Annotated in this window: 14 protein-coding genes; 4 read left to right on the top strand and 10 right to left on the bottom strand. The window is 35.2% G+C overall.

Translation table 11 applies throughout. The features are described from left to right. Nucleotides 1–265 precede the first annotated feature (265 nt). The 7 genes from ACNKXV_RS09215 to ACNKXV_RS09185 form a co-directional block, all read right to left on the bottom strand. The gene (locus ACNKXV_RS09215) at nucleotides 266–754 is read right to left on the bottom strand and encodes a DUF1648 domain-containing protein (RefSeq protein WP_417907416.1); all 489 of its coding nucleotides are present in this window, start codon (nucleotides 752–754) and stop codon (nucleotides 266–268) included. A 212-nt stretch (nucleotides 755–966) separates the two neighbouring features. Continuing rightward, nucleotides 967–1,848, bottom strand: coding sequence for a hypothetical protein (locus ACNKXV_RS09210; protein WP_417907415.1), 882 nt, complete (start codon nucleotides 1,846–1,848; stop codon nucleotides 967–969). Nucleotides 1,849–1,971: 123 nt separating this feature from the next. Next, nucleotides 1,972–2,829 (bottom strand): hypothetical protein, encoded by an 858-nt coding sequence (locus tag ACNKXV_RS09205; RefSeq protein WP_417907414.1) that lies wholly within the window; start codon nucleotides 2,827–2,829, stop codon nucleotides 1,972–1,974. A 192-nt stretch (nucleotides 2,830–3,021) separates the two neighbouring features. Further along, on the bottom strand, nucleotides 3,022–3,903 hold the full coding sequence (locus tag ACNKXV_RS09200; RefSeq protein WP_417907413.1) for a hypothetical protein: 882 nt from the start codon (nucleotides 3,901–3,903) through the stop codon (nucleotides 3,022–3,024). A gap of 140 nt (nucleotides 3,904–4,043) precedes the next feature. After that, complete coding sequence (locus ACNKXV_RS09195; RefSeq protein ID WP_417907412.1) at nucleotides 4,044–4,475, bottom strand: RDD family protein; 432 nt, start codon at nucleotides 4,473–4,475, stop codon at nucleotides 4,044–4,046. A gap of 193 nt (nucleotides 4,476–4,668) precedes the next feature. Further along, nucleotides 4,669–5,067, bottom strand: a complete 399-nt coding sequence (locus ACNKXV_RS09190; RefSeq protein WP_417907411.1) for a hypothetical protein — start codon at nucleotides 5,065–5,067, stop codon at nucleotides 4,669–4,671. A gap of 86 nt (nucleotides 5,068–5,153) precedes the next feature. Next, a complete protein-coding gene (locus ACNKXV_RS09185) occupies nucleotides 5,154–6,311 on the bottom strand; it encodes a tyrosine-type recombinase/integrase (protein WP_417907410.1) in 1,158 nt (385 codons plus the stop codon). Between the two features lie 424 nt (nucleotides 6,312–6,735). Between ACNKXV_RS09185 and ACNKXV_RS09180 the strand changes: the two genes are divergently transcribed. The 3 genes from ACNKXV_RS09180 to ACNKXV_RS09170 all read left to right on the top strand — a co-directional run bounded on the left by ACNKXV_RS09180 (nucleotide 6,736) and on the right by ACNKXV_RS09170 (nucleotide 9,484). After that, nucleotides 6,736–7,368 (top strand): Crp/Fnr family transcriptional regulator, encoded by a 633-nt coding sequence (locus tag ACNKXV_RS09180; RefSeq protein ID WP_417907409.1) that lies wholly within the window; start codon nucleotides 6,736–6,738, stop codon nucleotides 7,366–7,368. A gap of 68 nt (nucleotides 7,369–7,436) precedes the next feature. Further along, the gene (locus ACNKXV_RS09175) at nucleotides 7,437–8,237 is read left to right on the top strand and encodes a sulfite exporter TauE/SafE family protein (RefSeq protein ID WP_417907408.1); all 801 of its coding nucleotides are present in this window, start codon (nucleotides 7,437–7,439) and stop codon (nucleotides 8,235–8,237) included. Nucleotides 8,238–8,788: 551 nt separating this feature from the next. Further along, the gene (locus ACNKXV_RS09170; RefSeq protein WP_417907407.1) at nucleotides 8,789–9,484 is read left to right on the top strand and encodes a nitroreductase family protein; all 696 of its coding nucleotides are present in this window, start codon (nucleotides 8,789–8,791) and stop codon (nucleotides 9,482–9,484) included. Between the two features lie 231 nt (nucleotides 9,485–9,715). On the opposite strand, the gene ACNKXV_RS09165 is transcribed toward ACNKXV_RS09170, so the two are convergent. From ACNKXV_RS09165 to ACNKXV_RS09155, 3 genes are read right to left on the bottom strand one after another with little or no spacing between them, the layout of a single operon-like run. Further along, nucleotides 9,716–10,135, bottom strand: coding sequence for a DsrE family protein (locus ACNKXV_RS09165; RefSeq protein WP_417907406.1), 420 nt, complete (start codon nucleotides 10,133–10,135; stop codon nucleotides 9,716–9,718). Between the two features lies 1 nt (nucleotide 10,136). Next, entirely contained in the window at nucleotides 10,137–10,565 is a 429-nt protein-coding gene (locus ACNKXV_RS09160; protein WP_417907405.1) for a DoxX family protein, read from the bottom strand. A 37-nt stretch (nucleotides 10,566–10,602) separates the two neighbouring features. After that, nucleotides 10,603–10,950, bottom strand: coding sequence for a hypothetical protein (locus tag ACNKXV_RS09155; protein ID WP_417907404.1), 348 nt, complete (start codon nucleotides 10,948–10,950; stop codon nucleotides 10,603–10,605). 174 nt (nucleotides 10,951–11,124) lie between these two features. Here ACNKXV_RS09155 and ACNKXV_RS09150 point away from each other — a divergent pair. Next, a partial coding sequence (locus ACNKXV_RS09150; RefSeq protein WP_417907403.1) for a sterol desaturase family protein occupies nucleotides 11,125–11,992 on the top strand: 868 nt, incomplete at its 3' end.

The raw sequence follows: 11,992 nt of genomic DNA, 5'->3' as shown, positions 1-11,992 counted from the left end.
TAATGGGATGAGTGAAAATCCGATTAAAATAATTTTCTGATGAAGCGAAAAGCTGGTTTCTAAGATTAATTTCTCTTGTTTCATTTTCTTAGTAATTCACAATGTAAGAATTGTGGGTAACGGTCTTGGTTAAGGTAAGTAGCGTGGAGTAGCAACACGTTCTTGTCGGCTTTGTTGTTTTTTACTTGGTGTCTAAAATAGCACTTTTCATCTAATTGCCCGCTATTTGCGTTTAACCGATGTTGTAGCCAGTGCTTTCTGTTTTTTAAGTTTTTTTAGTCAGTTTTAATTTAGTCAGATAATATATAGTCGGAATATTAATTACTATAATTGTCAGTATCAGCAACCAATTACCTAACCCATTTGAGTGATTTTTTGCAATTTCAATAGTATGAATCATTATCATTCCAAAAATTACAAGTATTGCTATTTTTAAGAATCTTACTATTCTCATAGTAATAGCATTATTTCCTAGATTATTTCCCTTACCTAAAATATTAGAAGAATTTAAATATTTATTCAAAATTGTCAATCCAATAGTCAAAATTGTAGCAATTATGGGAAGAGTGAAAATTTCAAACTTATCACCAAACTTGTCAGCGATTCCATCTATGTTAAAATGAGTAGGAATTTTATCTGGCAGAGTTTTATAGGAAATTATAGAGGTCAACCATATTATCATTAAAAATGCCCAGCTAACAATCTCAAGAATTTTATCTGTTTTGTTTAAATCAATTTCATTCTTTGATTTCATTTTCATTCAACTTATCTGTTCTTTACTGAATTTCTTGCATTGGCTACAACGGTCCCGGTTAACGCAAGTTGGCGGAGTAAGGGACGCGGATTTGTCGGCTTAGTATTTTAATAGTTGATCAAGTTAATTATTTTCCTTCTAACGCTACCGTCTATTTGCGATAACCGTTGTTATGCCACGTTTGTGATGTCCCTAAACCTGTTCTAAAAGAATCATAGTTTTTCATCAACTTCTAATGTAGGAAGTCCTATTTCAAGACGATTTTGATTAACTAGCTCCTTGTCAGATATCATATTTTCCTCCCTTTTTTCGTATGTTCCAATTATCTGAAGTTCATTATTGAATAAATGTAGATTATCTATAACCATTCCTAGTGTTTTTGGATCGCAATCGCCATTTTTCACATATTCTTTCAATTTTGGAATAAAATAGTTTATGCGTATTGAGTCTGAAGTATGTAATAGTAAAATTGAAATATCTGAATTGGAAAAATCTACATTGTAAGGCCCTATTATATCATTACCTGGATAACCTACATTTTCAAAAATTTCAATTAATCTTTTTGTATTTCTTTGGAAAATGATATTTCTTTTTTCCTGATCTTGAATATGTGTTTGATCAGCTTTCATCATTTCTTGTATTTCCGATCGCAGTTTTAGATTAAGACTGTTTAAATACTTAGCTCTTGTAGAATCATAGTTAGCAATTATATTCTTACCTCTATCTGTTTTTAATACATTACTAAATACTGGGTTATTTGTATATGTGCGAAGTAACATTCCTTGGGCAAGATTTTTTTCAATGAAGTTAAGAGCTAGTTCTTCTTTTTCCAAAATTGCAGATATTTCTGCATATTTATTCATTTCGTAAATACCTACAGTATTTTTCGGTTCACAGATTTCGAATGCTTCACTATATAGTTCAAACGCTTCTCTATACTCTTTCTGATTATAATTTAATTGTGCCTCGTATATTTTGGGATAGTAATCTGTAATATAATTGCAATCCGGAATTATATTATCTGAGCACGATAGAAAAAGTAGAAAGCATAAAAATTTAAGAATATGACTCATGTTATTCATCAAATGGGGCATAACGTTCCCGGTTAACGCAAGTTGGCGGAGTAAGGGATGCGAATTTGTCGGCTTAGTGTTTTAATTGTTGATCAGGTTAAATATTTTCTTTCTAACGGTGCCGCCTATTTGCGATAACCGTTGTTACCTACTGGCATCTTTGCGAATCTCCGTTTTATAATTTGTGACGGTAGTAGACTTTGTCTTTGAAGTTAATTGATCATTAACTTTGATAGTCATATTCATCGTCATATCAGAACTAAAATTTGAGGTTATTTTATCATTAATATTAAATTCTGAGATACCTTTTCCTTCACCTTTTACCATCAGATCTAATTGTTCATTTTCTCCTTTTAGTTCAACGCTTAGGATTAAATCAAATTTGGCAATTTCGTTTTTAACCTCTTTTAGAGTATAATCGGTGCTTATAGAGATTTGAACTGGATTCATTCCTTTTATAGGAATACTAAAGGGAATAATATTCTTAAATGTTTCTCCAACGTGCAGTTTTCGGTCGGGAAACTCTATCTGTTGTTGGAGCTCAGATATCATATTTTTAATCATTTCTAAAGATTCCTGTGTTTTAGATGGATTGATTAAAGAATCTACTTGAAACTTATTGTTTTCTAAATATTTTCCATAGGCGATAGTTCCTGAAATAGGCCTCTTTTGTTCTATGACTTCTCCATTTACTAAAGCAATATTTATAACATCACCATATTCTATAACTGCTGAAATTCTATTTTGAGAATCCATTTTACCAGTGGTAGTTTTTACTGTCACCTCTGACTCATTTTTGGAAATTATAGGTAACTCGACTCCTCTATTTTTAAAATTTGCCAACAATATTGAATCCCCAACAAAATCTACTTCGGTTATCCCTTGAGTATTCATTTTAAATAAATATTCGGAATTCGGTTTAAAGTCGTTTTCAAAACGAAAGCCCTCTTGTGAGAAAGCGAAATTGGAGATTAATAGTATTAAGAATGAAATTTTCTTCATAATTGAATTTTTGTGATGCTTGTAGGTAACGGTCCCGGTTAACGCAAGTTGGCGGAGTAGGGTACACAGATTTGTCGGCTTAGTGTTTTATTAGTTGGTCAAGTTAATTATTTTCTTACTAACGGTACCGCCTATTTGCGATAACCGTTGTTATGCCACGTTTGTGATGTCCCTAAACCTGTTCTAAAAGAATCATAGTTTTGCATCTACTTCTAATGTAGGAAGTCCTATTTCAAGACGATTTTGATTAACTAGCTCCTTGTCAGATATCATATTTTCCTCCCTTTTTTCGTATGTTCCAATAATCTGAAGTTCATTATTGAATAAATGTAAATTATCTATAACCATTCCTAGTGTTTTTGGATCGCAATCGCCATTTTTCACATATTCTTTCAATTTTGGAATAAAATAGTTTATGCGTATTGAGTCTGAAGTATGTAATAGTAAAATTGAAATATCTGAATTGGAAAAATCTACATTGTAAGGCCCTATTATATCATTACCTGGATAACCTACATTTTCAAAAATTTCAATTAATCTTTTTGTATTTCTTTGGAAAATGATATTTCTTTTTTCCTGATCTTGAATATGTGTTTGATCAGCTTTCATCATTTCTTGTATTTCCGATCGCAGTTTTAGATTAAGACTGTTTAAATACTTAGCTCTTGTAGAATCATAGTTAGCAATTATATTCTTACCTCTATCTGTTTTTAATACATTACTAAATACTGGGTTATTTGTATATGAGCGAAGTAACATTCCTTGGGCAAGATTTTTTTCAATGAAGTTAAGAGCTAGTTCTTCTTTTTCCAAAATTGCAGATATTTCTGCATAGTTATTCATTTCGTAAATACCTACAGTATTTTTCGGTTCACAGATTTCGAATGCTTCCCTATATAGTTCAAACGCTTCTCTATAATCTTTCTGATTATAATTTAATTGTGCCTCGTATATTTTGGGATAGTAATCTGTAATATAATTGCAATCCGGAATTTTATTATCTGAGCACGATAGAAAAAGTAGAAAGCATAAAAATTTAAGAATATGACTCATGTTATTCATCAAATGGGGCATAACGGTCTCGGTTAACACAAGTTGCGGGTAGGGTAGTGCAGACTTGTCAGCGTAAGGACCGTATCCTTTATTAGTTGGTCAATTTATTATTTTTAGTTCAACTCCAAGCTATTTGTGATAACCGTTGTTATATACAGTGGCTAATCCCACTTTTTTACTACATATGTCTTTGTAATTTTATCATATAGATTCTGATTCTTTTTATCCCATAAAATCCAAATAACAGGAATGAATAAATAGCTTAATAAGGTTTTAAAAAACTCTCTTAACGCTCCTTCATCATATTTATTAAAGTCAGCACCAGTTTCTGATGAAATCACTTTAAGACCAAAGATTTTATGCCCTAAGTTCCCCGAAAATAATGGATAAAAAACTATTCCAATTATTATAGCCTGAATTACGGCAAATAGCACATCGGTCAGTTCAATATCATCTTTCCAAATTTCCGATATAGGCTCATTTATTAACAGATAAATAAGAATTAAACCTAAAGTCAATATTACAGATTGTATAATTGATGCAAATAATCTGTCAGATTTAGAAGCTAATTCGTAACCATGTTCTCGTTTCATTATTATCTGTTATTTTATTAGAGCCTGTTTTTTCGTGGCCATTGTATATAACGGTCCCGGTTAACGCAAGTTGGCGGAGTAAGGAACGCGGATTTGTCGGCTTAGTGTTTTAATAGTTGATCAAGTTAATTATTTTCTTTTCAAGGCTACCGTCTATTTGCGATAACCGTTGTTGTATGCTGGTGCGGAGCAGTTACATCATTCCAATTTCATTTATTTCAGAAGCACAATCATTATATGCACAATGAAAAGTCAGTTTTTTCCAGGCAGTTCCTTCTAAACTTTTTAAAATAATTTCACCATTTTCAATATTTAATATGAAGGTGTAATCCGCTAAAGTCTTATCTGATTTCTTTCTTTTATTTACGTCATTTTCTAATTCTGTCATTCCAAATTCGTCTATAGCTTGTGGAAGATTATCTGTAGAAAATGTCAATTTTTTCCACGCACTTCCTTCTTTGCTAGTTAAGACAACTTGATCATTAAAAGTTCGAATATTTAATTCAAATTTTTCATGTTTATTACTGTCATTTTGTGCTTGAGCAGATAAATAAAAAAGTCCGATAGAGATAAGAAGAATTATCTTTTTCATAAGTAGAATTTTTAGTCAGTTTTCAATCTACAAAAATTTTTCTGGCACTTGCATATAACTCGTTATATCGGAACGAATATAATATTTTATCCCAAAAGGTTACGGGATAAACGCAGGTTTCCGTCATTTTTATCCCCACGCTCCAGCAACTCCTTTAAACTTACATCCAATGGGCTCTGGAACTTCATCAAATCTTTTTGAGTGACATGAGTATAGATCATTGTGGTTTCAGGCTTCGCATGCCCCAGCAATTCCTGTATGTATCTTATGTCTGTTCCGTTCTCCAGCATGTGGGTGGCGAAACTGTGACGTAAGGTGTGCGGAGTAACCCGTTTCCTGATCTTTGCACGGGAACAGGAATTCCTTAAAAATGCTCTGATAGCCGAAGCTGAGTACGGGCCGTTAAGTCCTTCGGCGAGATAACGCTTAGGCTCATAAGTTTGTAAATAATTATAAAGTAAGGGTAAAAACATTTCCGCCAGCATTACATACCTGTCTTTCCTTCCTTTAGATTGCCTTATAAGTATCTGTTTGCGATCAATACTAATATCCTTCAGCTCCAGTCTAATAAGTTCTCCAATCCTTAGGCCCGAGGAATATAATAATGCCAGGATACATCTGTGTTTTAGGTTTCGGGTGTACCGCAAAAGGTCCAGCATTTCTTCTTTGCTTAAAACCGTTGGGAGATAAGCGCTTTTTTTAGGTCGCTTCAGTAATGAGGTGTCAAATAAAGCCTTATCAGTAAATTCAAAATAATGCTTTAATGCACTAATGCATTGGCGGTGGGTACTAATGGAATACTCTTTCTGCGCAATTTCAGCTTCAATAAAGCGGGCAACATCGGCTTGTTGATAGGTGTCCTTCGCACTATGGAATTCCAGAAACTTTCGGGTGAAAGATGTATAGGTCTTTATGGTACTCTTGCTTTGCCTAAGCCCTTTTAGATACCTCGAATAATTAAGGATTTGCTGTTCCTTTTCGGGCAAAATTATACCTTTTGGAACTTCAAGTCTGGAAAAATCCACGAGGGAATCATCAGCTTCAATATTTTTGATTTTTAGATGCAACTTTAAAGCCTCCAGTTGATCCCGGATTGCAGGAACATAAAAACATGTATGGGTTTGTGTCCATCGTACTCCTTTAAAGGTCTTTAAATGCTCTTTTAATTCAAGGTCAAATTTAAAATCCACTCCAATTTGAGTGCGTTTATGATGAGTAAACAAATACAAATTCACCTTCTTCATTTGCAGTAATTTTAATTAAATATAGCTGAAAATCAATTTGATAGGTTTGTAATTAGTGCAAAAACGATTAGAGTTTTATCGCGTCGGTCAATGGTATTAATTCGGATAAAATCAACTAATTAAGAATGTAAGAATATTCAAAAAAAGTAGGAGAAATTTGATAAAGATTTCAGGTTCGGGTAGTTCAATTATTCAGTCAAAAATTGATCAGAAATATACCCGTAGATCCTATAAAACGGTCTCACGTTTATGTTTATAAAATTTTGATCTGCCCAATTTCAGAAATTATGAATGGCCGATATCTGTATAAGTTCAGTTATAGTCATAAAGAAATTATAAACTCCTGCTAAAAGTTCAAAGCTCTATACGCTCATCTGCCTCATCCCGATTATTCTTTTTAATTTTAGTCAGAAATTTAAATGCAATGCAAAAAGAACTTGAGGAAGCTTATGGTTTTCTGTTTGAAGAAGAACTTCTAAAGGAGATTGCCGAATGCGGAACCTTAAAAGAAGTAAGTGCAGGGGAAAAGATCATGGAGATTGGAGAATTTGTGACGGGAATGCCCTTACTTATTAATGGTGCTATTAAAATTTTAAGGGAAGATGATGATGGAGATGAGTTGTTGCTGTACTTCCTGGAAAGAGGAGATACCTGCGCCATGACGCTTACCTGTTGTATGGGTCAAACTAAAAGTGAGATCAGGGCGGTTGCTGAAAGTAATACCACCTTCATTATGGTCCCGGTTGGGAAAATGGAGGAGTGGACCGCAAAATTCAGATCCTGGCGAAATTTTGTATTTGAATCTTATCATTCCCGTTTTTCCGAAATGCTTGAAACCATAGATGCGCTTGCATTCCTGAATATGGACCAGCGGCTAATCAGGTATCTCAGGGATAAAGCCAAGATCAACAGGAATGAGAATGTATTGAGCACCCACCAGGAAATTGCCTACGATCTGCATACTTCGCGGGTGGTGGTCTCACGTTTATTAAAGAAACTGGAGAACGACGGCAGAATTTCACTGCAACGAAATCAAATAAAAGTAATAGATCTGTAGGCTCTGTAACACTTGTTACTGTGCGGTAGTAGCTTACTGGATACTTTTGTCCTACTTAAAAAAATATTATGGATATACTTGAAATTCTTGGTTACTTTGGAGCATTGTTAATTGGCGTTGTACTGGGTTTGATTGGAGGAGGAGGTTCTATCCTTACCGTTCCCGTTCTGGTTTATTTAATGGCCATTAATCCGGTAACCGCCACTGCGTATTCTCTCTTCGTTGTAGGAACTTCTGCTTTGGTGGGAGCACTAAGAAATATCCCTAAAAATCTTATCGATTTCCGTACAGCCATAGTATTCGCGATCCCTGCTTTTATTGCGGTATATCTAACCCGGCTCTATCTTGTACCGGCTATTCCCGAAGAGATCTTTAGCGTGGGTGGTTTTACTGTGACTAAGAATATTGGGATCATGTTGTTTTTCGCCATTATTATGGTGGTGGCTTCCATCTCGATGATAAGAGAAAAAGAAAATGGTAGGAATACTGAAGTAAAAAAGGTTTCTTATAATTATCCCCTTATTATTCTTGAAGGTTCTCTGGTCGGTCTATTGACCGGGATCGTTGGTGCCGGTGGTGGATTCCTTATTATTCCTGCACTGGTTATTCTTGCGAAGCTTCCTATGAAAAAAGCTGTGGCAACTTCCCTGCTTATTATCGCTTTTAAATCCTTAATTGGTTTTATTGGGGATGTGCAAAATCTGGAGATAGACTGGGTATTTCTTCTAATTTTCACCGGAATATCTGTTGCCGGAATCTTTCTTGGAGTTTATCTGAATAACTTCATCAATGGAAAAAGGCTGAAAAAAGGTTTTGGCTGGTTTGTTCTGCTGATGGGTATTTATATTATTCTGAAAGAGATATTATAGCCCGGGTTCAATCCGAAATTTTCAACTTTTTATAAATAAAAATACGCTAAGTCGCTGATTTAGTGTATTTTTGGTTTTTCGAAATCTTTATTTCGAATCAACTCCCCCCGGATTTGTTAAGTTTTATATTATTGAAGTAAGCTGGAAATTCTCTTTGCAGCGCTGAAGCATTTTGCATGCGCTCATTTTTGAAAAAAAGACTTATCCGGATTATCGGGCAATGTTTAGGAGTTATGGTTTGGGGGGAAACATGGGTATGGTGTAACCATACACTACCAAATTGAACCGTCTCCCTATCACGGGATCGTGAATCAGATTCCTTTTTAGAATGGTTATTTTATTGCGCCCGATTTTCCGGATATTTTGTTTTTCCATACTGCCTCGTTAGCTGAACTCATTTTGCCATTTTAATGTTACTATCGCTCACTTTCAGCTGGAATTTCTATTTTCCATTCTCTTCGGAAGTCCGTGAAAACATATATCTCATAAAAAATCATAATATTTATAAACCCTAAAGAGCATCGGGGAAATTAAAATTAAAATATTGGGTTATGTCACAGGAACAGCGATCAAAACTTATCAATGGCTACCGTCATATTTCTTATCATCAGGAATATTATACTTCTGAAGAAATGGAACTTCGTTCAAAGCAATATTTGGATTTGCTAACTAAAAGAAGATCGGTTCGTCATTTTTCTTCTGAACCTGTTTCCAAAAGCATTATCCGGAATATCATCTTAAGTGCAGGCACGGCTCCTTCAGGTGCTCATAAACAGCCCTGGAAGTTTTGCGCAGTTTCTTCAGAAGCTATTAAAAAAAAGATCCGCAAAGCTGCTGAAAAGGAGGAGAAGGAGAATTATTCCGGGCGTATGAGCGAAAGCTGGTTGCGCGATCTTGCTCCTTTAGGTACAGATGATAATAAGGAATTTTTAGAGATCGCTCCCTGGTTGATCATTGTGTTTAAAGAGATCTATGAGCCGGGCGAAGGTGGTGAGAAACATAAGAATTACTACGTAAACGAGTCGGTGGGAATAGCTTGCGGGATGTTGATCTCGGCCATTCAAAATGCCGGTCTGGTTACGCTCACGCATACTCCCAGTCCCATGAACTTTTTGACCACTGTGCTCAACCGGCCGGAAAATGAAAGAGCCTTTCTCCTGTTACCCGTGGGTCACCCTGCACAGGATGCTTATGTTCCAGATCTGCAAAGAAAATCTCTCTATGATATTGCTGAATTCTACGAATAAAAAAAGCCGGTTCTTGTAGGGAAGAACCGGCCGCAGGGTAGTTTTAATCAAAAGAATTTCCAAAAATTTCCTTTTTCTTAAAGGCTGCAAATTAGAACATTTGCAATCTCTGGACAGTAACTATTGTTACACAGCTCTTTTGATTTTATAACGTTCAAACCCTTGATTAAATTATATTTTAAAAACACCAATTTGAAGAATTTCGCATTGGGTGAGCTCCTCAATTTTTCTCTATAATTCAAGGCTTATGTATCCCTTTTTCTGTAACTGAAGGTTATGAAGAATACCATTCTCTACCACTTTAATTCCATCAGGAAGTTCCTCTGTATTTACCTTGAATTTTTTTAAGGAGAATCCACAGGCGTTCATCTTAACACCAATATCGGTTACCTGCTTCATAAATTCCTCCATGGCTTCGGGATTGGTAAGTTCACTTACAGTTTGCCCGCAAACCACTATATGAAATTCACCAAACTTATGGGCGTCCTCCATTTTAAGTTCTTCTGCCGCCAGTAGAATAGGTTTTAGCTGAGGTAATTTCCTGGTAAGTACTACATAATTGTTCTTTTTACTTGATATTTTCGTTTGAGCCTTACAGCCGGTTAAGCTGATTAACGTTAATAGAAACAGGCTTGTAAATAATTTTTTCATCTTAATTTATTTTGAATTTTTTCGGTTTTTTCAATAGGTCATCCCTTTCAATGTCATTCATTATAAAGAATAACAACCCACCCATAATCGCAATATTCTTGAATAAGGGGCCTAAGGTGGTAATTTGCCCAACCTGCACCGTTAAAGTAATTGGTAATAATACCAGCGCAAGTATTATGGCAGCATAACGGGTTTCAATTCCCAGTAAAAACGAAATGCCGGCCATTAGCATTATTGCTCCTGAAATTATCACAAGGAGTTCAGGGTTACCAAAAAAATAAGCGATCCCTTTAAAATTTGCGCCTTCCAGTCTGGCTACCGTCTTTTCAGAATTTACCAGATGGTTAAAACTTGCTACCAGAAAGATCCCGCTTAGAAAAATTCGAAGAATCCTGGTTGAGAGGTAGCTTACTTTTAAATTGTTTTGCATGATATGGTTTTTTATGATTAGTGAATTATAAATGAGATCATGCAAACCTGGGAGGAGGTGAGACGGCCTTATTAAATAAAGAAGTGTTTCTTTTTATATAGGTAAACGCCTGCCGTGTGGTCAGGAGTATGGGTTCTTCCAGGTCATATTCCGTAACCTCCATATTCCAGAAACAGTATAAACTGTTAAAAATTATATTGGAATTATCCAGCTGCTTAAATTCGGTGTTCTTGGAGATGCCGGGTATTCGTTTTTCGCAGGAAGCTTTGATGACCTGTATGGGGTTCTCATCACTTCCAAAAACGTCGGTATGTATCCCCGGCAGTAAAGCTTTACATGCCAGAATAGATATCAGAGAAAGTGCTATGATTCTGTGAAAATACATGGCCACGAATATATTAAGGTGGTTTTGTAATGGATGTAACCTATGTTACGTTCAATAATCTGAGGTTGAATTAATTTCACTCTCAAATCTTGCGGCGCTCCCGGGGAAATTCTGTAACAAAAGTTACTGCCCTAACGTTTCTTTATTCATATTTTTGTGCCTTAAGTTTAAAGTTTGGAAAAGTATATAGACATAATTATAAATTCATTTACAGGGTACTTTAATTACCTTATAAATGAAATTGCCCATCCCGGATGGACAAATTATTTCTATTGGTTACTGGCACTTTCTTTAATCGTATGGATCTTAGAGATCTTGATTCCATGGAGAAAGGATCAAAAGATCATAAGGAAAGGATTTTGGCTGGATACTTTTTATATCCTATTTAATTTCTTTCTGTTTTCCCTAATTGGCTATAATGCCTTAAGCAATGTGGGAGTAGAGCTGTTCAATGATTTTCTGGCTCTGTTTGGAATAGATAATTTAGTAGCGATAAAAATTGACAGTTTCCCGGCCTGGGGTCAGTTATTGATCATGTTCTTTGTTGCCGATTTTATTCAGTGGAATGTTCACCGGCAATTACATCGCAGATCCTGGTTGTGGGAATTCCATAAAGTGCATCACAGTGTTAAGGAAATGGGCTTTGCCGCTCAGTTTCGTTTTCACTTTATGGAAACGATCATATATAAGACAATTCAATACATTCCACTCGCCATGATAGGTTTTGGAATTAAAGAATTCTTTGTGGTGCATATGTTCGCCGTACTGGTGGGGCATCTTAATCATGCTAATCTAGGCTGGAATTATGGACCTTTAGGATATATTTTTAATAACCCCAGAATGCACATTTGGCATCATAGTAAACAATTGCCACCTGAACATCCTCATGGTATGAATTTCGGTTTGAGTTTGAGCATTTGGGATTATATCTTTGGAACAGCCTATGTTCCTGAAAACGGAAAAAATATTGAAATTGGTTTTAAAGGAGATGAAAATTTTCCTGAAGATTTTAAGAATCAAACCTTACTTCCTTTCAGAAGGA

The organism is Christiangramia aquimixticola (assembly GCF_048285835.1).
GTDB lineage: Bacteria > Bacteroidota > Bacteroidia > Flavobacteriales > Flavobacteriaceae > Christiangramia > Christiangramia aquimixticola.
This window is presented reverse-complemented; position numbering and strand designations above follow the sequence as displayed.

Coding starts and splice junctions, on each gene's coding strand:
- ACNKXV_RS09215 (WP_417907416.1), bottom strand. CDS start 754: ATGAAATCAAAGAATGAAATTGATTTAAACAAAACAGATAAAATTCTT.
- ACNKXV_RS09210 (WP_417907415.1), bottom strand. CDS start 1,848: ATGCCCCATTTGATGAATAACATGAGTCATATTCTTAAATTTTTATGC.
- ACNKXV_RS09205 (WP_417907414.1), bottom strand. CDS start 2,829: ATGAAGAAAATTTCATTCTTAATACTATTAATCTCCAATTTCGCTTTC.
- ACNKXV_RS09200 (WP_417907413.1), bottom strand. CDS start 3,903: ATGCCCCATTTGATGAATAACATGAGTCATATTCTTAAATTTTTATGC.
- ACNKXV_RS09195 (WP_417907412.1), bottom strand. CDS start 4,475: ATGAAACGAGAACATGGTTACGAATTAGCTTCTAAATCTGACAGATTA.
- ACNKXV_RS09190 (WP_417907411.1), bottom strand. CDS start 5,067: ATGAAAAAGATAATTCTTCTTATCTCTATCGGACTTTTTTATTTATCT.
- ACNKXV_RS09185 (WP_417907410.1), bottom strand. CDS start 6,311: ATGAAGAAGGTGAATTTGTATTTGTTTACTCATCATAAACGCACTCAA.
- ACNKXV_RS09180 (WP_417907409.1), top strand. CDS start 6,736: ATGCAAAAAGAACTTGAGGAAGCTTATGGTTTTCTGTTTGAAGAAGAA.
- ACNKXV_RS09175 (WP_417907408.1), top strand. CDS start 7,437: ATGGATATACTTGAAATTCTTGGTTACTTTGGAGCATTGTTAATTGGC.
- ACNKXV_RS09170 (WP_417907407.1), top strand. CDS start 8,789: ATGTCACAGGAACAGCGATCAAAACTTATCAATGGCTACCGTCATATT.
- ACNKXV_RS09165 (WP_417907406.1), bottom strand. CDS start 10,135: ATGAAAAAATTATTTACAAGCCTGTTTCTATTAACGTTAATCAGCTTA.
- ACNKXV_RS09160 (WP_417907405.1), bottom strand. CDS start 10,565: ATGCAAAACAATTTAAAAGTAAGCTACCTCTCAACCAGGATTCTTCGA.
- ACNKXV_RS09155 (WP_417907404.1), bottom strand. CDS start 10,950: ATGTATTTTCACAGAATCATAGCACTTTCTCTGATATCTATTCTGGCA.